The organism is Flavipsychrobacter stenotrophus (assembly GCF_002954265.1).
GTDB classification, from domain to species: domain Bacteria; phylum Bacteroidota; class Bacteroidia; order Chitinophagales; family Chitinophagaceae; genus Flavipsychrobacter; species Flavipsychrobacter stenotrophus.
Genome location: NZ_PPSL01000001.1, coordinates 1,110,010 through 1,131,713, shown reverse-complemented (window position 1 = coordinate 1,131,713; position 21,704 = coordinate 1,110,010). Strand labels below are relative to the sequence as shown.

General features: G+C 43.0%; 14 protein-coding genes. 6 read left to right on the top strand and 8 right to left on the bottom strand.

The window, feature by feature from the left end; genetic code table 11:
* The first annotated feature begins 26 nt into the window (after positions 1-26).
* The 4 genes from CJD36_RS05060 (at position 27) to CJD36_RS05045 (ending at position 4,657) form a co-directional block, all read left to right on the top strand.
* Positions 27-764, top strand: coding sequence for a DUF4184 family protein (locus tag CJD36_RS05060; RefSeq protein WP_105037998.1), 738 nt, complete (start codon positions 27-29; stop codon positions 762-764).
* 79 nt (positions 765-843) lie between these two features.
* Entirely contained in the window at positions 844-2,187 is a 1,344-nt protein-coding gene (locus CJD36_RS05055; protein WP_105037997.1) for a lipopolysaccharide biosynthesis protein, read from the top strand.
* A 33-nt stretch (positions 2,188-2,220) separates the two neighbouring features.
* Positions 2,221-2,799, top strand: a complete 579-nt coding sequence (locus tag CJD36_RS05050) for a hypothetical protein (protein WP_105037996.1) — start codon at positions 2,221-2,223, stop codon at positions 2,797-2,799.
* A gap of 574 nt (positions 2,800-3,373) precedes the next feature.
* Positions 3,374-4,657, top strand: coding sequence for a hypothetical protein (locus CJD36_RS05045; RefSeq protein ID WP_133162503.1), 1,284 nt, complete (start codon positions 3,374-3,376; stop codon positions 4,655-4,657).
* A gap of 74 nt (positions 4,658-4,731) precedes the next feature.
* Here CJD36_RS05045 and CJD36_RS05040 read toward each other — a convergent pair whose 3' ends face one another.
* The 4 genes from CJD36_RS05040 to CJD36_RS05025 all read right to left on the bottom strand — a co-directional run bounded on the left by CJD36_RS05040 (position 4,732) and on the right by CJD36_RS05025 (position 7,382).
* Entirely contained in the window at positions 4,732-5,268 is a 537-nt protein-coding gene (locus tag CJD36_RS05040; protein WP_105037994.1) for a hypothetical protein, read from the bottom strand.
* A gap of 81 nt (positions 5,269-5,349) precedes the next feature.
* Positions 5,350-5,667, bottom strand: a complete 318-nt coding sequence (locus CJD36_RS05035; RefSeq protein WP_133162502.1) for a 5-fold beta-flower protein — start codon at positions 5,665-5,667, stop codon at positions 5,350-5,352.
* Between the two features lie 109 nt (positions 5,668-5,776).
* Positions 5,777-6,097 (bottom strand): 5-fold beta-flower protein, encoded by a 321-nt coding sequence (locus CJD36_RS05030; RefSeq protein WP_133162501.1) that lies wholly within the window; start codon positions 6,095-6,097, stop codon positions 5,777-5,779.
* A gap of 103 nt (positions 6,098-6,200) precedes the next feature.
* Entirely contained in the window at positions 6,201-7,382 is a 1,182-nt protein-coding gene (locus CJD36_RS05025) for a tetratricopeptide repeat protein (protein WP_133162500.1), read from the bottom strand.
* Positions 7,383-7,593: 211 nt separating this feature from the next.
* Here CJD36_RS05025 and CJD36_RS05020 point away from each other — a divergent pair, with 211 nt between their 5' ends.
* Together CJD36_RS05020 and CJD36_RS05015 are read left to right on the top strand one after the other, a co-directional pair.
* Positions 7,594-9,051, top strand: a complete 1,458-nt coding sequence (locus CJD36_RS05020; RefSeq protein WP_105037990.1) for a hypothetical protein — start codon at positions 7,594-7,596, stop codon at positions 9,049-9,051.
* Between the two features lie 383 nt (positions 9,052-9,434).
* Positions 9,435-14,843, top strand: coding sequence for an NHL domain-containing protein (locus tag CJD36_RS05015; RefSeq protein ID WP_105037989.1), 5,409 nt, complete (start codon positions 9,435-9,437; stop codon positions 14,841-14,843).
* 736 nt (positions 14,844-15,579) lie between these two features.
* Here the strand turns inward: CJD36_RS05015 and CJD36_RS05010 are convergent.
* The 4 genes from CJD36_RS05010 to CJD36_RS04995 form a co-directional block, all read right to left on the bottom strand.
* Positions 15,580-16,122: an RNA polymerase sigma factor gene (locus CJD36_RS05010; RefSeq protein WP_105037988.1), complete on the bottom strand. Its 543-nt coding sequence runs from the start codon at positions 16,120-16,122 to the stop codon at positions 15,580-15,582.
* Positions 16,123-16,282: 160 nt separating this feature from the next.
* Positions 16,283-17,173: a T9SS type A sorting domain-containing protein gene (locus tag CJD36_RS05005; RefSeq protein WP_105037987.1), complete on the bottom strand. Its 891-nt coding sequence runs from the start codon at positions 17,171-17,173 to the stop codon at positions 16,283-16,285.
* Positions 17,174-17,346: 173 nt separating this feature from the next.
* Entirely contained in the window at positions 17,347-18,816 is a 1,470-nt protein-coding gene (locus tag CJD36_RS05000; RefSeq protein ID WP_105037986.1) for an Ig-like domain-containing protein, read from the bottom strand.
* A gap of 295 nt (positions 18,817-19,111) precedes the next feature.
* The gene (locus tag CJD36_RS04995) at positions 19,112-21,697 is read right to left on the bottom strand and encodes a hybrid sensor histidine kinase/response regulator transcription factor (protein WP_105037985.1); all 2,586 of its coding nucleotides are present in this window, start codon (positions 21,695-21,697) and stop codon (positions 19,112-19,114) included.
* Positions 21,698-21,704: the final 7 nt, after the last annotated feature.

Genomic DNA, 21,704 nt, shown 5'->3' with positions numbered 1-21,704 from the left:
TTAAACAACTCACTATATATCAATTCATGCCATTTACTTTTTCACATCCGGCAATTGTATTACCTCTGCTTAAAAAGAAATATGATCATCTTTTTTCAGCTACAGGATTGATAGTGGGTAGTATTGCGCCGGATTTTGAAGCATTTATAAGATTTGGTAAAGAGAAGACTTATGGTCATAATTGGGTAGGGGCATTCTGGTTCGATTTACCACTTGCGTTGTTTATTTCATTTGTATTTCATTTGTTTGTTAGGCAATCATTAATAGAAAATTTGCCAAGGGCCTGGCGGGAACGATTTGAGTTTGCCCGCACGTTTGATTGGATCGCTTATTTTCAAAAAAATATTATTGTTGTCATACTTTCATTACTTATTGGTGTCTTTTCTCATCTACTCTGGGATTCATTTACGCACCTTAATTTGCATAATCCCAATTCGTTTAAGTCAAACATCTGGTTTCACGGATTTAGGGTTTTTATATTGCTGCAATACATTTGCTCTGCCCTGGGTTTATTAGCAATCTTTGCTTTTTCTTATGAACTGCCCCGGATGAGAATAAAGCAAATAAAGTACAATAAGATCAAGTTCTGGTGTTATATCCTGCTCATTGCAGGTATCATTTTTTCCTATGTTTATACTGAAGCCAATGAAAATGACGCAATAGACAAGTTGTTCATCGTTAACGTGGCTATGGGTGCGGGGTTATCAGCTGTTCTTTTTGTGTCGATGGTTGAAAGATTATCTATATGGATAAAGGTCAAATAGTGAATTAATAATCTGTAGTTATACAATTATTGTATTATTTTAGCCCTTTAGTCAATAATCTACCAAGTCCAGTATCCTGATGCCGAAAATTGATTTATCCAGGTTCAACAACAAGCATTTTCTGGCTCTTGCCGGTAACGGTATCTTGTCTATGTTCGGACTGGGATTTATATATCTACTTTACGTTTCCTTAACCGTAGCAGATGTGGGTAAATGGTTCTACTTTTTCACTGTGCTGGGATTATGTGAGGCTGTAAGAAATGGGTTTTTGGGCACCGCCACTGTAAAGTTCTATGCGGGTAAAAAAGGAGAGGATGCTGTTTCTATTCTTGGTTCGATATGGTTGCTAGCGTTAGTGATAACTTTATTAATTTGGGCCATCAATCTTGCGTGTCTCCCGTTTATGTGTTATGTCGAAGATCCATCAATGCGTATGGTTATCAATTGGCTGGGTCTTACTTTCCTAAGTTCATTGCCCTTTTCAGTGGTCTTCTGGATACTACAGGCAGAAGAGGATTACGGCAGAATACTGAAGTTGCGCCTAGTGAATAGCGGATCAATGATCATTATCTTCGGCACATTGGTGCTATCTAAGCAGATGACCATAGAAAAAGCTTTTATGTACAACTTTATCACCAACTGCCTTACCAGTGCCGTTGCATTGGTATGGGGTGCAAAGATCTTTACGCTATTCAAATGCAGGAAAGAGAACATATTGGAGATCGTTCATTTCGGTAAGTACAGTTTGGCCACCACTTTAAGCTCGTCATTATTGCGGAGCACTGATACATTTATTATACAGAATATGCTGGGGTCTGCAGCACTGGCCATCTATGGGTTACCCGTAAGGCTAATGGAAATAGTGGAAATTCCGCTGAGAAGCTTTGTGGGAACAGGCATGTCGGGTATGGCAACTGCGTACAATAATAATGACATGGGGCAGGTTGCCCGTATATTAACGAAGTATTCCGGTATGCTTACAGTAGTGTTTATACCCATGGCCTTGCTGGTATTGTTGTTTGCAGATATTCCGATCAGTCTGCTCGGACATCATAAACTGGATGGAACTGCTGCAGCCAACATCTACAGGCTATTTATGGTATTTGCTGTCATGTATCCAATAGATAGGTTCAATGGTATCACGCTCGATGTGATCCATAAGCCACAGATCAATTTTCAGAAGGTACTGGTGATGCTGGCGGTCAATGCAGCTGCCGATTATGTGGGTATCATGTTGCTGGGTAATATTTATGGTGTAGCATTCGGCGCGTTCCTTACTACATTGGCCGGTATTATATTTGGCTACATTCATTTGCGTAAATATGTAGATTATACTATTGGAGGAATTTTACATGAGGGATATATAGAGACTAAGCTATTTATGGCTAAAAACATCCCTTTCTTAAGGCAACGTACATTATAACATCGTACTTTTGAGTATTAATATATCACACAGTTGGAAATAGCATTATACATTGTTTTAGCAATTAGCCAGGTTGGATTACTTGTTTATTATTTTCTTTACAACAGGCGTAAAAAGCAGAAAGAATCTGAAAGAAGATCCGCTCTCACTAAAGAATTTCCATACGAGACACTTAGAGGAATAGCGCTGAACACCAACCCCGGCGCCATGCTGGCTACGATACCACAAGGAGAAACGGCAGTATACAGTGCGGTAATGGATTGGGATATGGGCAATGATATTGTTACGCTCATTACTACAATTACAGGTGAAGCTACCTTGTATGTAAAATCTGGAGGGGGAATAATAGGCTCAGGCAAATACCCAAGTGTAAGTAGTGCTGCTCAACATTTTACATCGGCGACGCAGGCTCATCTCAGTCACGCCACTCCTGTAACAAATGCTCCTTTGCCACAGCGTAATTGCGTGCAATTCTTCTTGCTGACCAACAATGGTAAATTCTCCGGCACGGATCTTCTGACCAACATCGAGAACAAAACCTCGTTGTGGTTGCCGCTTTTTGAAGAGGCAAATAAGGTAATAGCGGAAATGCGGGCGACTGCTACAGTATGACCTTGTAGTTTAGTAACGCTATTTGTTTTACTCGTTTATATGCTTGCATGTGTTGCCTGGCGATAAAATCGACAATTGGTATGATTTTATTTAGGGTAGCTCCGTGATACAACATAGCCGCAAACGCGCTCTTAAAATAGTCAGAATATCCCTGCTTATTATACTGGTGGCATGTACTTGCTGTCTGTTATGGGCAGCGTCGTGTTACAAAGATTACTGTATAGCACATGTGGGAGAAGTGGTCAGGAAGGCCACGAAAGGGGAGTATAGTGCATCGATTCAAGATGTTTATGTGAATATTTTCACACGCAGATTAACCGTATCGGGTCTTGAATTCTGGCCCGATTCTACCAGAAAGGTAGCGCAACAAGAAACGGGTAAACACCATATAATAAGCGTAAAATTATCGGTTCCCCGATTTCAACTGGATGGTGTTGCACTATGGCAATTATGTTTGAGAAAGCGTTTGTCTGTTGATCACGCATCCATTTGGAACGGTAAACTGCTGATAGTTTCTACGGAACGAATTGTTGATTCTTCAAAGATTATTAAATCAGAAAAACAGTCGCCGACTTTGAAACAATTACTGGCGGGAACCATAGACATAGTTAGCCCCGATATTACCTTCAAATATGTGGGACTTGATGAAAAAGATAGGTTTACAACTTCTTTGAAAGGCGGTAAGGCCCAACTTACTGACTGGCTGCTGGATCCTGAAAAGGAAGATACTATGCATCTATTGCTTGCCCAAAAGGTGGTCATCGATTCTGCCTCGGTTGTCTTCGACAAACGGAGCATGCGCTACCTGATAAAGGCTCCTAATATTTGTTTTAATACCGAACAACATACACTAAAGGTAAATGGTCTGGGTGTTCATCCTTATGTAAACAGAGAAACATTCTACAAAGAAGTGGGGCACAGGGCTACTATATGGAACACCGACATTGAATACTTCGAATTACTCAATTTTAACTGGTTGCAAATGTTGCATAATCAGACCTTATGGGCTTCGCATCTTAATATGTCTGCACCGAAAATGGATCTGTTCTTTAGCTACCTTATCCCTTCACATCCTTCTAATATGATCGCAGAAGATCCGCCAAGGGTATTCCTGCAACTACCACTCAAAATTTGCCTCGGAAAAATTAATGTGGATAAAGGACATATAGGTTATACCGAAGTTAATGAAACAAGCCATAGGGAAGGAACAATATACTTTGACGGCATTAAAGCTACGGGAGATAATCTAACGAACATTGATACCGTGATCGAAGGTAAAAAGCAGTTTGTAGCCAGTGCTGAAGGCACTTTGCTTGGTCGCAGCAAAGTAAATGCTACGCTTACGTTGACACTTACCGACTTGCTGGGCAATTTTGAGCTAAAGGGACATGCCGTCAATATTAGCGGACAAGAACTACGGGACCCGGTAGAAGCACTGGCGCAGGTAAGAATAGACTCTTTGAATCTGAAAAGTATGGACCTTTCCATTAAGGGTAATCAGAACTATTCCGAGTCGAAATTGGGAATGAACTATACCGACCTGAAACTGGAGCTGGTGAGGGCTAAGGCACCACCTACCCTTAAAGCAAAGCCGGTGGTTTCAGAAGTAGCCAGTCTGTTGTTTCTGTATAAGCAAAATCCTGAACCGAGTATTGCGCCGCGCACCTCATCCGCATACATGACGCGCGATGAAATGGCGCCCTATCTATCTCTGATCATTAAGAACATGAGAATAGCAATCAAGGAAATGGTCGTCAAACATCCCGATCTCGTAGGCACAGTAACTAACGATAAAGACCTGAAAAGCCAGAAAAGAGGCTTTTTGAGGAGAGTATTTGGTAAGAGGAAAAGCAAGTAAGATTATCATCACAGTGGTATTACAATAACAAAGCAGCCCTAAGGCTGCCTGTTGTAGTTGTCTGTCAGATAATATCATTTAAATCCTTTCTTATGCCTGCCACCGCCGCACAGATAATAGATGAGGTATATAAGGAATACAGGTACCAATAAAGGGAGTGATTCTATAATTCCCAACGCCATACCTATATGAGCCAGTGCAGGCTGCGGGAAAATGCTCTTCTTGTCGATCTCAGCGCAACCTATAGCCGAGAACCCTAGCAAAGACCCTAATACGCCCAGTAAAATGAAACCCAGCAAAGAGGCAGGTAACACCAAAATAGCACCAACTACTGCACCCACGCCCAAAAGACTGAGGAAAAATGCGGTAGCACCGTACCCTTTCTTTTCTGTTTTACTCTCTTTTGATCGGTCAGTACTCAGAGCACTATTACTTTCATCAGCGGCCTTGTAGGTTGCTGCATCTGTACTGATATTGATTATGTTGTTATCTCCTGTTAGGGTTGTCTGCGCAACAGTATTTGCTTTTTTAATTATAAATGCTGCATGCGATGGAGCTGTACCGCACAGTAATAAGGATAGAGCTATTATAGCAGTTAGTTGTTTGTTCATTAGGTCGGATACTTATCGTATTGTATTTATGTTTAAAAAAAATAAATGTAAGGATTGTTTCGTGTAGAGAGCCTGATGCTATTACGGAAAGAAAAAGAGTTTAAGGGCAACCTGCCTTTCGTTACCTATTGCTTTTGTAATGAAATTGTGGTCTTCATCTTCTATATCGCCGTTCCTTTTTACGTAGCCTACAGCATCGCGCCGGGCATTTTCTATTCGGCCGTCTCTGCCTATTGATCCAAGTTTTTTATGGTTTTTGTCTTCTACTGTGCCGTTCACCAATAGGTAGCCTATGACTTCATTTTTGGCATTAATTATGGTTCCATCAGATTTTAAAAATTGGGCGTGAGTGAGTGAAGCTACCATGCAAGCGCACACAACCAAGAATAGTTTTTTCATAGTCATTTTTTATACGGTGCAAGATAATAATTGCCAATGAGTTAGTGATACCTCACAAAATAAAAAATACAGCCCGTTTGAGCTGTATTTCCCTTAATTCATATTCCTGTTATTTAAAGAAAAACTGTTTCAGTATAGCCTCGTTGGGATTACTGCCACTTACTTTGCCAATAGTACTATGGTGGCTATTTTCCATTGTACCGTCTTTTTTTACATACCCAATAGTGCTGTGGTGGCTATCTTCTATGGTGCCATCTTTCTTTATATAGCCAATTGTGCTGTGGTGACTGTCTTCCACTGTGCCATCGCTTTTCAGGTAGCCAATAGTACTATTGTGGCTGTCATTTACGGTGCCATCAGATTTTAAGGTCTGTGCCTGTGCAAATGCTGCTATCATGCAGGCAGTTGTTAATAAAACTAGTTTTTTCATTAGTTTTTGATTTTAAAGTGTGGGGTTAAAGGTAAAGAGATGCTTGCAGATGTCAATATCTACGTTTATTGAAGACCCATTTATCTCATTTTTTTGCTATTCGCTAATTTCTTTGGGCATCGAAATATGATTTCCATTGATTGTAGTAATCCTCTACAGTAGTCTCTGTAAAGGGATAAGTAGTTGGCGGAATATATGTTAAAATATTTTCATATATCTTTTTTACGTCGGCATTTTTATGAGCCTTTTGCAGCGGCCCAATAGCTCTCAACAATTCAATTCTTATGCCGTTGATCTCAAATTCTTCTGATGTACTGTTAGTATTTGCTAGCTTCAATATACCGAACGGAAATGCCAGAGCCGGTTTATATAATGATACATCATCTGCTGGTTTTATCTCTGTTGTGAGCATTTCTGCATAGAAAATACGTTTGAGATGATCGTTCAATCCCAACAGATTTGCAGGGTCCGATCCCAACTGATAACATACCGGGTTTACGAATTTGTTTTTTTGTAAAATATCAAGCATTACTACATCCGAATGATAAATATATCCGGAATCCCGATATGGAATTTTCCATTTTAGTGATTTTCCCTTAGTGATTGTTTCTATGGATACTATTTTGTTTTTATCCCATGTCTTGACCGGACTAGGCTCTAAAGCACTGCCATTTTTTGAAAAAAGGTTAGGGTGTCGTTTATATATAAAGGTGTCGAACCAGGGTAGCTGTAGCATAGATTGACTTAACGGGATAATATCCGGCCTCAAATGCTCTACTTCCTGTAGATACCAGATACTCATTGTGGCAATATCTCCAAATGTAAACAGGATTGTATTTGGCGGACAATTATTTAACATTAATCGGTGATAGGCGAGTGTGAATTCTTTAAAGCCACCGCGCTTTTTGCCTTCTGTAAAAGCCCAGAGAGCGGAGTCTTTCTGGTTATTTGCTGCATACTTGAACGCAAGGCAGGCCCATAAGCTCGATAGTTTTTCGTAAGGATCAATGGCCAGGATCTCGCCGCTGTACTTAGGTGATAATTTTATAACTGTCTCAAATTCTTTACTCACCTTTAACGCGATATCGGCAGTCATATTCAGCATGGTACTTGCATCAGGATTAGTATTGTAGTCAAGTGCACAACCCAGAAAATAGTGCGCTTCGGAATTTTCCGCGTTTAAACGTACTGCTTGGTCTAGTACCTGAATGGCATCAGAATAGTTTGCTGTATCCAGACCCACCTTATTACGTTCCTCCTGAACCATATTTTTGCCTTTTGCCAATATTTGTTCAAAAGACTGGCTGTAGCCATTAAAAAAAAGGACAAGAATAGTAATAGTGAATACAATTTGTTTCATAAACAGGTATTATAAAGTTAAATCTTAATGGAGTAAAACTAATTAATTTGTAAGACTGACACTAGAGAAATAGATTAGTGGGCTGGTTTGAGAATATTCACATTTTAATTAGGCCTTCCTCTCTTAAATTTGCTGTATGAGATATGCAAGGCTAACCCTGGCCATACTATTGTTGATATGTTCTTACAACACCGGCCATGCGCAGGAAGTGATCTATTCACCTTTAGATAAGTTCGACTTTCGTAATGGAGATTATTCGGTAGTGGGGATGACGGGAGGTATGTTGTACACCTATCGCAGTTCAACCGATGGTGCTATGCTGGAGGCATTTGATGACAGCATGAATAAGGCAGCTACCATTATTCTCGATTTCTTCCCTGACAAGATCTACCAGACACGCTTTATTTCCTATAACGACCGCATTGTAATTCTGTACCAGGCATTGGAAAGCAATAAGGTGGTGCAATACGCTGCGCTACTTGATGAAAAAGGAAGGCTAAAAGGCCGTCCTATAGAACTAGCCAAGGCCAAGACAGGCATATTCGGGGCCATGAAAAATTACTTTTATTCAGCGGTGTCGGAAGACAAAAAGAAGATATTTATCTACACACTCAACGATCGTGGAAATGGGGTCGAGGTAGAAGGTAAGTGGCTCGATGATAGCCTGAAAGTATTGAAGAAGGGCAAAGCCAGTTTCGACGATGGCAAAATACTCACCAAGGGTGAGGTGAACATTGCTAATGATGGTACCGTTTACATGGCCACTTATACCACTGTGGGTGCAGAGAACTATGCCGATGAATTTTGGATACTTGCGTTGAAAGAAGGTGACAATAAATTTACCCCCTGCGTTATGCATCTGGAAGACAAGTATGCCGGAGGCGGATATATGAAGATAGACAATGTAAATAACAGGATCTACTTCGGCGGCTTCTATGCCGGGCGGAAGAATGGCAGTTATGATGGGGTCATATTTGCGAAACTGGATGTGGCTACTGCCAGCTTTCAGAACCTGAAATTTATACCTTTTGATGATGAACTGACTGCAGCAGCCTCCATAAGGCAGCGAAAAAATCCGTTTGACAACTACCTGGCCCAGCAGTTGATAGTAAAGAATGATGGTGGTTTTGTGCTGATATCGGAAAATACGTTCATCACCACCCGAACTAACTACATGCCTGGGGTAGGGTACTACTCGGCCTTTTATAGCCCTATGAATACCACTCTGATCCGCGAATATCACTACAATGATATTATGGCACTATCTTATAATAAAGATGGTGTACGTGAGTGGAATTCATTTGTAGCGAAAGACCAGTATTCTCAGGAAGATGGTGGCGCATTTGCATCGTACCTGTTGCTCAATTCAGGTGGTTCACTGGCATTCCTGTTCAATGATTTTAACAATACCCGCTCACGTATTCAACTAGCCACTATGGACCCAGACGGCAAGACAGAAGTAAGCAGCTTTACCCCCGAGGGTAATAACTCCCCCGACTGGCTGCCACGCGCCGGCAAGCAGGTAGCCTCAAGGATACTGATCATTCCGTGCCTGCTGAAAAAGCAGATATGCTTTGCGAAGGTGGTGTTTTAGTGGATAGTGTTTTAGGCTAAAATGTATTTGTAAACAAGTCCTGAAAAGGCGACGACATATAATAGCAAGGGGTTTCAACCACTCGTAACCGAAATCCCTGGGCGTTAGCCCTACGTCGAAAGCACCCCCAAGAACAAAGCTCTGTAGGGGCGCTCTCCTAATGGGCTTAAAACAAAGTGCTTAGTGTAATGACATTGACATTACAGGGCTGTTTCATAGAGTTGAAGCAGCCCTTTTTCATGCTCTATCAGCTGTTTCGGATTACGATACCAACATCAGAATTACAAAATTCGTGATTTCGTTCCCTAAAAGCCATGGACTCATTCCCACCTGTTTCGATCGTGTAGTATAAAGGCAGACATTTACCTTTAAATACACAAATCATGAAACTGATTAATTTCTACTCTGCTACAAAATGCCTCATTCTCACATGGTTGCTGCTTGCTGTCGGAAACGTTAATGCACAGATCATTGTGAATGTTGCCGGTACGGGAACAAATGGCTATACCGGAGATGGTGGCCCTGCAACCGCAGCAACATTTTTTGACTGGGGCGTTACGCTCGATGCAGGAGGTAATGTCTATTTCGCCGACATTTCACATCATGTTATACGAAAAATCACAGCTGCCACCGGTATTATCAGCACTATAGCCGGTACCGGTGTTGGCGGGTTCAGCGGCGATGGCGGAGCCGCAACCGCGGCAAAGTTAAATAATCCTGCATTTTTGGTGGTTGATGGCGCAGGTAATCTGTACATAACTGACGGAGCTAATAATCGTATACGTAAAATAAATACATCTGGTATTATCAGTACAATTGCCGGAACTGGTGCCTACGGTTTTTCCGGTGATGGCGGACCTGCAACTGCGGCTTTGATAAACTATCCAAGAGGGTTGGCTATTGATGCATCTGGTACATTGTATTTTGTAGATGGCAATAATAACCGTGTCCGCAAAATTTCAGCGGCAGGTATTATATCCACAATTGGCGGAAATGGTGGTATAGGCACTTTTACAGGTGATGGTGGCCCTGCCACCGCGGCTGGTATGGATAATCCCTGGGGGTTGGCTATAAATGCCGCAAATGATGTATACTTTTCCGATGGAGGTAATAACAGGGTACGGAAAATAAGTAATGCTACAGGCATTATTACAACTTTTGCTGGAGATGGCTTTTCTGCTGGCGATACTACAGACGGAGGATCTGCTACGGCCGTGCATATATCACCTCAGGGCATTTGTTTTGATCCTGCCGGTAATCTTTACATAGTAGACCGTGGAAGCGCCGTTGTATTAAAAGTAAACACCGCTGGTAACTTTTATAAAATAGCCGGGGTGTTTGGAAGCGGTCCTTATAATGGAGATAGCCTTGCCGCGGGGAGCACCACTTTAAGTGGGCCTAATGGCATAGCATATGCGGCAAATGGATATATATATATTGCAGATGGATGGAACTATCGTATGCGCAAAATACTTTGCAAACCAATTGTGCCGGCCATAGCAGGTGCTTCGTCGGTATGCGTCAATGCTGCTACTACATTCACCAATGCAGCAACCGACGGAGTGGGTACCTGGAGCTCATCAGCGCCCGCGGTGGCTTCAATAAGTTCTACTGGAGTTGTTAGCGGTATAGCTGCCGGCACTGCAACCATAACTTATTCGGTCACTAACAGTTGCAATACAACCGCTGTTACCAAGACTATAACCGTAAATAGTGGCGTATCGGTAGCGCCCATATCTGGCTCGGCATCAATTTGTGTGGCTGCGTCGGCTACCCTTACCGATGCTACCACGGGTGGCACCTGGACCTCTTCAGCACCAACTATAGCAACTGTAAATGCTTCCGGTGTTGTTACTGGTGTGGCTACGGGCACAGCTGTTATCACTTACTCGGTTGTTAACCTTTGCGGTACCTATACTGCAACTAAAGTAATTCGCATTGGTACTCCTTTAGTTGCCGGTGTTGCTGGTACAAACGTTGGTTGTGCGGGGGCAGGGACGTTCACACATACTTGTTCTACTCCGGGTGGCATATGGAGTATCTCAGCGCCATCTGTTGCCACAATCAATGCATCAGGCGTTATTACAGGCTTATCTCAGGGTAATGCATATACTACATACACGGTGTCCAACTCCTGCGGAAGTGCCTACAGCCTGGGTGTAGCCGTTATCAATATACCTGTTTCTCCTATTGTAGGTGCATCTACGGCGTGCTTGGGGAGTACAATAACTTTTACTAATGCTACCAATTCAGGTAGTAGCTATACCTGGAGCTCAACTAACCCCACAGTGGGTACGGTAACTGTTATAGATCAAAACACAAGCAGATTTACAGGTGCAGCGGTGGGCACAACCACAATTTCTTATACAATAAACAATAGTTGCGGCGCAACTACTGCAACTAAAACAGTTACAGTAAGCGGGTCGCCAACCATCGCTGCCATATCCGGCGCCACATCTGTTTGTGTTGCTGCTACTACCACATTTACTAATGCTACTACAGGTGGCATATGGTCTTCCTCCGCGCCAACTATTGCTTCGGTAAGTGCTACTGGTGTAGTAAGGGGTAATGCGGTTGGCACTGCCATCATATCATATGCAGTGACCGGTAGTTGCGGCACAACTGTTGTTACGCAACCCGTTACAATAAACTCTACTGCTACAGTTGCAGCAATTAGCGGTGCTTCAACTGTATGCATCGGTTCTCCAATAAGTCTCACAGATACCACAACAGGTGGCACCTGGACCTCCTCAGCTCCAACTATTGCTACTGTCAGTGCTTCAGGCGTTGTAACAGGTATCACAGCCGGCAGTGCTACCATCACATATTCCGTAGCGGGTGGTTGCGGTGCAGGAACTGCTGTAAAGGCTATAACTGTCAGTGCATTACCGGTTGTAGCTGCTGTAGGTGGTGCGTCTTCAGCCTGCATTGCTGTGGCTACTTTTCTTACAGATGCTACTACAGGCGGTTCATGGACCTCCTCAGCACCTGCCATTGCTACAGTCAATGCTTCTGGGGTTGTAACAGGTAGTGCGCTGGGTAGCACTACAATTTCCTATTCTGTTACCAACACTTGCGGTACTTCATCTGCAACCAGGTCAATGACAATAACCGGCGCGCCGGTAGTTGCGGCCATTGGTGGGGCAGTGTCCGTTTGTCTGGCTGCAACAACATCGCTTTCAGATGCCACAACAGGTGGTACATGGAGTTCATCAACACCTTCCATTGCTTCAGTAAGCAGTACTGGTGCGGTAAGGGGCAATGCAATTGGCACCGCAATTATATCTTATGGTGTAACCAATACTTGCGGAACTACTTATGCAAGTCAGTCAGTTACGGTCAACACTACGCCGGTTGTAGCTGCTATATCAGGCGCTGCTACTGTTTGTGCTGCAGGCAGCACTTCATTGGCCAATGCTACTACAGGTGGCACTTGGACCACCTCTGCCGGCACTATAGCCTCTGTAAGTGCTTCAGGTATCGTTACCGGCATTGCAGCAGGTAGTGCAACTATTTCTTATTCTGTAACCAGTGCTTGCGGCACTGCTGTGGCTACTAAAGCTATCACCGTCACAGCAGCACCTGTTGTAGCACTTATATCAGGCACTACATCATTTTGTGCAGGCACTTCAACCAGCTTTACTGATGCTACCACAGGCGGCACCTGGAGTTCATCTACTCCGGCTGTTGCTACGATCAGTGCCGCGGGTATTGCTACCGGTGTAGCAGCAGGCAGCGCTGTTATTACATATGCTGTAACAAATACGTGCGGCACTACTACTATGGTAAAGGGTATTACAGTAAATGGTTTACCAACCGCAGCGCCTATAGCTGGTGCTACCACTGTGTGCCTTGCCGCCACTACATCTTTAACCGATGCTACTACAGGTGGTACATGGTCATCATCGGCCGCTTCTGTCGCTTCTGTAAGCACAGCAGGTGTCGTAAGGGGCAATACTGCCGGTTCAGCTACCATCAGTTACTCGGTAACAGGTACCTGCGGCACCTCTGTTGTAACCGCTCCAATTACTGTATTAACAACTGTAGTTCCGGCTATAGCAGGTATATCATCTGTAAATGTTGGTGCTGCCGTTACTATGACCAATACTACTACAGGCGGAACCTGGACAACCAGTGCTCCCGCCATCGCTACTATCAACAGTAGCGGCGTTGTTACTGGTATTGCTGCAGGTACGGCTACTATCACTTACACTGTTGCCAATAGCTGTGGTACCGGGTCAGCCACTTTTGCAGTTACCGTAACATCGGCCACCGGCCCCGTATACATCAGTAGTATAGCAGGTTCCGGCACAAGTGGTTACAGCGGAGACGGAGGAGCTGCATCCTCAGCGAATTTAAGTTATCCATACGCCGTAGCAGTAAGCACATCTGGTATTATTTATATTGCAGATCAGGTCAACAACCGTATCCGTAAGGTCACTGCCGCAGGCGTTATTACTACCTTTGCCGGCAATGGTGCCGCAGGTAATACAGGCGATGGCGGAGCAGCAACAACTGCAACCCTCAATAACCCTATTGGTGTAGCTGTAGATGCTTCTGGTAATGTTTATATAGCTGATTACGGTAATTCGCGTATTCGTAAAGTAAATGCTGCCGGTATTATCTCCAATTTTGCAGGCTCAGGTGTTGGCCTTGATGGCGGAGCCGCAACCGCTGCTGATCTTTATCATCCATCAGGTGTGGCAGTCGATCCTTCTGGTAATGTATATATTGCGGAAACAGGTAATAATCGTATCCGCAAGGTAAACACATCGGGTATCATCAGTTCAGTAGCGGGTAATGGTGTCTCAGGCTTCAGCGGAGACGGTGCCGCGGCTACATTGGCCAAATTATCAAGTCCTGTAGGTGTCTGTACAGATGCTTACGGCAACATATGTATAGCCGATATGGGTAATCACCGTATACGTAAAGTAAATGCTTCTGGCATTATCACCACAGTGGCAGGTACGGGTGCTTTAGGTTTCAGTGGAGATGGTGGCCTTGCTACCGCAGCAGCCATCAATACACCTTACGGTATGACAATAGATGGTTTTGGCAACATTTATATTTGCGATTATGGTAATTATCGTGTCCGCAAAGTAAGCACAACAGGCATTATGAGCACATTTGCAGGCAATGGTTCGGTAGGTTTTAGCGGAGATGGCGGTTTGGCTACTGCTGCAATGCTCAACAGACCTACAGGCATTGCTGTTGATGCTTCAGGCAACGTTTATGAGGCTGATATTAACAATCAGCGCATCCGTAAGTTTGCTGCTTGTATTTTGCCTGTTTCAGGTATTATATCCGGCCCTTCTACAGTCATTATAGGTAATAATATAACTCTTGCAACTACTGGCACAGGTGGTACATGGTCCAGCGTATTCACTGCCAAAGCTACAGTTGCCGCGTCGGGTATGGTACATGCCATAGCGTCTGGTATTGATACAATTAAGTACACTGTTACCAATACCTGCGGTACTACCAGCTCTGTATATGTAGTAAGCATAACATCATCTAAACCTGCGGAAAACACCGTTGCTGCCACAACTACACCAACTACGATCAGGGTCTATCCTAACCCTTCAACCGGGGTGCTCAATATTGAAACAGACCAGGATGATGCTATTAGCAATGTACTGGTATTCGACCTCTCAGGCAAAATGATGCAGCAGGTAAGTGCGTCAGGCAATAATTTACAAGTTGATATTAGCAACTATGCCGCCGGTGTCTATATATTCAGGGTGTTGCATACCAATGGCCAGGTAAGTCAGGTAAGGATTGTAAAGGAATAGTATGAAATAGAATTATACTGATAGTAATTGTTCCTGAATGTCAGGCAAAACATTTCAATCATGGAGGGTGTCTAAAAAGTCTTAGACATCCTCTTTTTATTTCTCGCCGTTATTGGTGTGCTCAGAAACAACCACCAGACGTATTCGTTTTCGGATGAATTCCGGCTGCTGGCATAATCTTCCCGACTACGCTCCACACGGTGAGCTGTCTCTGACCACAGTCCAAACCTGCAAAAATAAATGTTCTTATAGCTCACTTCAATTACCCTCACACAACTAATTGATTGTCCATTTATTACAATAAGATATCCACATTTTTGTGGATATCTTTATTTTCAAAACTCATTTTCCCGTATTAATTTACACCCAAATTCTGGTGTAAACTTGTTTGCTCTTTGACATTATGAACCCTTATCACAACCACCTACAGACATCATAGGGGCTGAACATTTTCAGCCCTAAAGAACCCCGGTAAACGAGGCTGTAGGGGCTGAAAATCTTCAGCCCTGCAAAAAGTGGAAGAAACCGGAAAAAAGTGGAAGAAAGTGGAAGTTTTTGGAAATTTGTTAAAACAGCCCCAAACCCTTACCCACACCGCATTTCAACCGACACCCCTCAAAGAAAACTTCCGTAAAAAATAAAAAACTTCCACTTTTGCCAACAGGCATCATGAGAATGTTTTAATCATATGAATCATGGTTCCGATAAATGCGTCGGTAAAGGGAGTTAAATAAATTCACGCATAACAAAGCCTGAGCAACGAAAGAGATCGCTTTACACGTGACTTTATAGTGCTGCAAGGTATATTTAGGATATTGGCTACTTCCAGCGTAGTGTATCCCTGGAAGTATACCATTTTCATAACCGTCTGGTGTTCCGGTTTTAGCTTCAGCAGCAGGCCTGATAGACCTATAGTTTCTGCTGGTTTTGACTGTTGCGAGGGTAATGCAGAAAGATGTTCATTCGACTTGCATTTGCGTTTCATCGTATCGCCCTTAGATCGTAATGTGTCTATGGCTGCATTTACTGCTATATTCATCATCCAGGTATACAAAGTGCCTTTTGACGCTTCGTACTGGTCTATTTTATTCCAGATTTTTACAAAAACATCTTGCAATGTATCTTCAGAAGTATGGTGATCTTTCACCATTTTGTATATGACAGAAAATATTGCAGCTGAGTAATTGTTGTAGAGATAATCAAATACAGCCCTGTCTTTTTGCTTCAAAAAGGTAACAAGCTCGGATTCGGTATATCTTGAATATTCAGTCCTTGGCATACATATTTTGTTAAAATAATCATGCCATAAACTAAACAAAAAGTATATTACTTGGGCGTCAACAGGTTATAGTTAAATAGTCCGTCTAAGTTGTATTAATGGGGTTGAGATCGGGCTATTTATTATAACTTGAACTACTGAATCATAGGGATATCATTGATCACTCCTTCACAAATTTCCTTACTACCATACCATTGATACGGGCAAAGTAAATGCCGGCTGGCAGTGAAGACACATCTATAGTGGCCTTGTTTTTAGCCGGAATTACAGAGACCATGATTTTGCCGATAAAATTGATGATTACTACCTGCTCCAGGCTAAAAGGAGATGTTATGGTAAGTACTCCGGTAACCGGGTTGGGGTATAATTCTAGATCGTTATTTCCGCTGCTTACAGAGGCAACATCAAGTGACGGGTAGTAAGTGCAGCTGGTAGTGTTATTCAGGTTGCCAATGTTGGGTGAAAGCGGAGGTGTAGTACCATTGTTATGGAAACAATATATCATGTCGGTATATGTCGGCATACCTATTGGCCTGAACATAGCGGTAGGGTGGTCTACATTTCCAATACCTTCCACCACCTTGCACCAATGCGCAAATGTGGTGCCGGGTATGAACCTCGCAAACTCCCAGGCTTTATGTCCTATGCCGTTTATCATGGTTATGATGGTATCTGTAACCACATAACTGGCATCATAGAATGGATGAATTATAAATGTGTCGCCCAAATGCAGGTTGTAGTTGAACAATACGATCTCCGAATCGTGAGGCACATACCTCAAAAACACCTTCTTTTGAGCAGTGTCTTCCCTTACCAGGCTGCCGCAATGGGAACAATCACCACCATCGAAATTATACCAATGATAAGTATGGCCGCCAACAACAGAATCTTTGACTACATGATAGTCGGCATAATTATGTACTAGAGTACCACCAATAAGTGAATCGCGGATAACTTTCCACGTATTTGACGTGTCTGTAAAATAGATCTTTTGGGCCTGCGCACCCAATGTGCCGCAAATGAGGACTATGGCAATAATGAGCTTTTTCATAGTTTTCTATGTTGAAAGGTTAACTGATATTTCTGATATTCTCGTACTAATATAGACGTATAATATTACTCTTATCTTAGGTATTTTGAAATGTTAACGTTTATATTTATCGTTAAATGTAAAAAGCCTTCAAACACAAATGTTTGAAGGCTTTGAGATAAAATATATTGTAATTACAGTGTAACCGTAACCGTGATTGTTGTAGACACACCACCATTACATACAGTAACAATAGCTGTGCCCGGACCAACTGGAATGATCTGGCCGTTACCACTATCTACTGTACATACAGCAATATTATCACTGCAAAGGTGAATAGTAGCACCTGAAACCGGGTTGTTGCTGGCATCTACCGCTGTTGCATTTATTGTTACAGGTCCGCCAATAAGTGATACGCTCAGCGTGCTGCCACCGGTAACATTAATGTGGTCTACGCCCGATGTAGTTGTACCGCAGTCACAGTCACTCACCATTATCAATGCCGCACCCGGATCTATTGTTGGTGAGCTTACATGCGCTACTACTACAGATGACAGTCCGATAGTTGCAGACGTATTCATGTTAACCAAGCCGGTACTGTTAACGGTTGCAATATCAAAAATGGCTACACCGGTTGTTGGTACTTCCCATGTAAGTCCGGCTGGCATGCTTATCGTACTGAGGGCATGGCTACTGTGGTTAACTGTGTACGCCTGGGCGGTAAACTGCTTGGTTCCACCCGGTGCTATACTGGCCATGATTGGTGTAACAATTATCAGGGAGTCCGGCAATACATCTACTTCTGCAGTTCCGCTGATGCCGCTGGCGGTAGCAGTAACAAAAGTTTTACCCAGGCTAACGGCCGTAACTCTACCGGTTGCATCAACAGTAGCTACAGTAGCGTCCTGTGATGTCCATGTAAATGTCTGGCCGCTTACTTCTGTGTTGGCAGTATTGAATGCTTTTGCGGTGAAATTGGCAGTTTCTCCACGGAACAGTTCTTTACCCGATGGGTTTACTGCTACACGGGCTACAGGCAATGATACTGTAGGCAGGCCAACAACCAATACAGGTACATAAACCTTATTGTTGTCAGACAGTCCGTTAGCGGTTACAGTGATCACACATTCGCCATTGGCCACGCAAGTTACGTTTCCGCTTGCGTCTACCGATGCGATACCGGAGTTGCTTGAAGAATAGCTGTATCCGCTAACTGTTCCTGTACCCAGGTATACTGGCAACAATGGAATAGCGCCGGCATTGGTAGTCCATACTATAGCAGATGGGAGAACAGTGAATACCGCAGGTAAGTAAACACCTACAGCCACTTTAGCAGTAAGCGTCTTACCATCTTTGGTAACCGATGCGGTGATGGTACCGCTACCACTACCTGATGGGGTGAAGGTACTTCCACTAAAACTACCGAGCGAATTGGTAACGCTCCAGCTAACACCTGTGGCAGGTGTTACATTGCCCTTTGTGTCTACAATAACAGCCTCGTAAGTTTGGGTGCTTCCCGGCTCTATTGTACGTGCACCTGTTTGGATAGACAGCACCATGTCTGAAGATCCGTTGGAATTTTTGTTTTCTTTTTTGCAACTCTGCCACAGCAGGGTAGAAGATGCAGTGAGCAGCATGAGTGCCGCGACGATCAGTTTTTTCATGTTTGTTGTTTTTTTTAAATTTGTTGATTAATGTGTTAGGTACCTGTAGATTCTGTTGCAAATTTACCTCCAGACTGCCCCGGAGCCCATTAAAAGATGTTGCGTAAACAGGTAATTTTGTTGCGTGGTATATATAATCAATTAGTTATAAATAATATTAAACGTTTATATGTTTGGTTTCTGGAAGATTCGTAAAAGTGCTTTTGACTAGCGGCCTAAACGTAATTTGCATACGTATGGGAAACGCAAGGGATTGCCCCAACGTTATATACCTGCGTCATATGTGATTTTATTTTTAGTTTATGCTGCCGGCCTGGCTAGGCGGATAGCCAAAATGGTCGGAGAAACACTTGGTGAAATAAGACTGGGAAGTGAAGCCGGTAGCATAGGCTATTTCTGTAATGTTGCCTTCTTTTTTCAGCAGCATTTTCAATGCCTTTTCCAGCCTTACTGTTTTGATAAGTTCAGAAGGGGAGTACCCCGACAGCGTTTTTATCTTACGCTGGAAATGGCTTCGGTTGATATTCATCAACCCGGCCAGCATTTCTACAGATAGTTGTGCATCATCCAAATGTTCTACTATGATTTCGAAACAACGCCTGGTGAAAGGGTCAGCATCCGCAAAACGCTCCTCAATAGAAATATCTGCTACAGGTGCAGTTGATGTATCGGGGACATGTAGTCTAAGTTTCTGTCGTTGTAACAACTCCAGCTGATTTTTTACCATAGTGGTCAGCTCAGTCGGAATAAATGGTTTAGCCAGATAAGCCTGTGCACCTTCTGTTATCCCATCCATTTTTGCCTGTGTAGAAGATTTGGCACTAAGCAGGATTACAGGTATATGGTCGGTAGCAATATTGTTCCTAAGCTCTTTGAGTAGTGTCAATCCATCTTTTTCAGGCATCATCACATCAGAAATAATGAGATCAGGTAGTTCTTCCAGTAATAATGTACTTGCTTCAATACCATTGCGGGCTGTCAGTACCCTATATCCGCTATTGAGCAATAACGTTTTGTTGAAATCGAGGATGTCGGCATCATCTTCTACCAGGAGAATAGTTGCACTATCTTCATTTGATGGTGTAGCAATCACATTTTCCGGTGTTCTAAGTGGAAGGGTAACAGTAAAAACGGCGCCTTTTCCAGGTTCACTATCCAGCTTTATGTAGCCGTTCATCAATAAAACCAGTTCCTTTACCAGTGCTAGTCCTATACCAATACCCTTGCTGCCATCATGTTGATGTTGCTCTGTACGATAAAAGCGACTGAATACTTTTTCCTGGTCCAATTGGCTAATTCCTGGGCCGGTGTCCCAGATGGTAAACGTCCATTCGGTGTTGCTTTTTTCTATCTCAACACCCACATTGCCGCCTTTGGGTGTGTACTTTATGGCATTGCTTAGTAAGTTGGTGATGATCTTTTCAACGGCGTCTTTGTCAAACAGTGCGTTTTCGTCAGGTCCAATTTCAAAATGAATAGTGATGCCCTTTTCTTTTGCCTGTAATTTGAAACTGTCAACAATACTTGCTACAAATACTGTGGGCGTGCCGAGACTTTCGGAGAGGGTGTATTGTGTAGCATCAATTTTGGATATGGCCAGCATCTGGTTTACCAAGTCATTGAGTCGGGTAGTGTTCCTGTCGGCCATATCCAGTTGGTAGCGCACTTCAGGATCAGTCGTCTTTTCCTGCAGCACTTTTATAGGGCCCTGTATCATACTGAGCGGCGTACGGATCTCATGTACAACGTTCGCAAAGAACTTTCCTTTGGCTTCATCTACCTGTTGTTGTAACCTGCGGCTAAAGGTGAAATACCCGAACAATACAATACTACCCAGCACAACTACAGTAAGTATGATAATAAAGATCAGGATCCTGTTATTCTGGCGCTGTAGCTCCAGCTGTTGTTTATGAATGGTCTCTTTGTTTTTCTCAGACTGGTACTGCTTATCCAATTTTGCCAGGTACGAGTTAAACTCATCGTGGGTTACAGAGTCGTTGACCATCACATAGTCAAACAGATATTTATAAGCGCTATCATACTTGCCAATAGCTGCATATGCTTCGGCTATTGTTCCCGCAACATGCGCTATTTCACTTTTTAACCCGAATTTCTTTACAGACTGTTCGGTGCGATGGTAGTATTCAATAGCCTTTCTATAGTCTTTTTGTTGCTCCGCAATATATCCCAGATTAAAGGTTGTCTTGTATATCTGCGACTCGTATCCAATGGCATACCATGCATCATAGGCTTTGTTATAGTAAATAGCGGCACTATCTAGTTTGTTGGTGTACAGGTATAATGTTCCTCGGTTCAGGTAGTAATAGCCGTGCTGCTGTAAGTTGTTGTTGTGTGCTACAATGCCGGCGACTACATTTAATGATAAAGCAGCACTATCAAATTCGCCAATGCCCTGCTGCATGGTGGCCAGGTTGATATAAGGGTCGGCCAGGCTATCTGATCCGTATAGTGATTTTAATATATCTATCTGCTTGTGGTAATACAGTTTTGATTCCGGGTAGTGTTTCTGGGCATAATAGGCATAACCAATTTCACCGTATAGGTAGGCTATATTCTTATTGTCTCGCGGAGCTTTACACAGCCGCAGTGCGTCGAACAAGATAGTTACAGACTCTGTGTTCTTCCCTTTTTGATATAAGGCTTTCGCCTTTATGTTCATAGCTCTTACCCTGTCATCGCTATATTCTGTACCAACTAACTGTAAGATGGAATCGGCAAGCTGCATTGCACTATCGGGTTCTTTTGCATTTATCTGTCGCCATCCTCTTTTGAGCATGGGTTTTATGTCAGGTCTTTGTGCAGATGTGTCAAGAGCAGATAATAAAAGAAAAGACAGCAATAAATAACAGAAATACTTCATCAGCAGC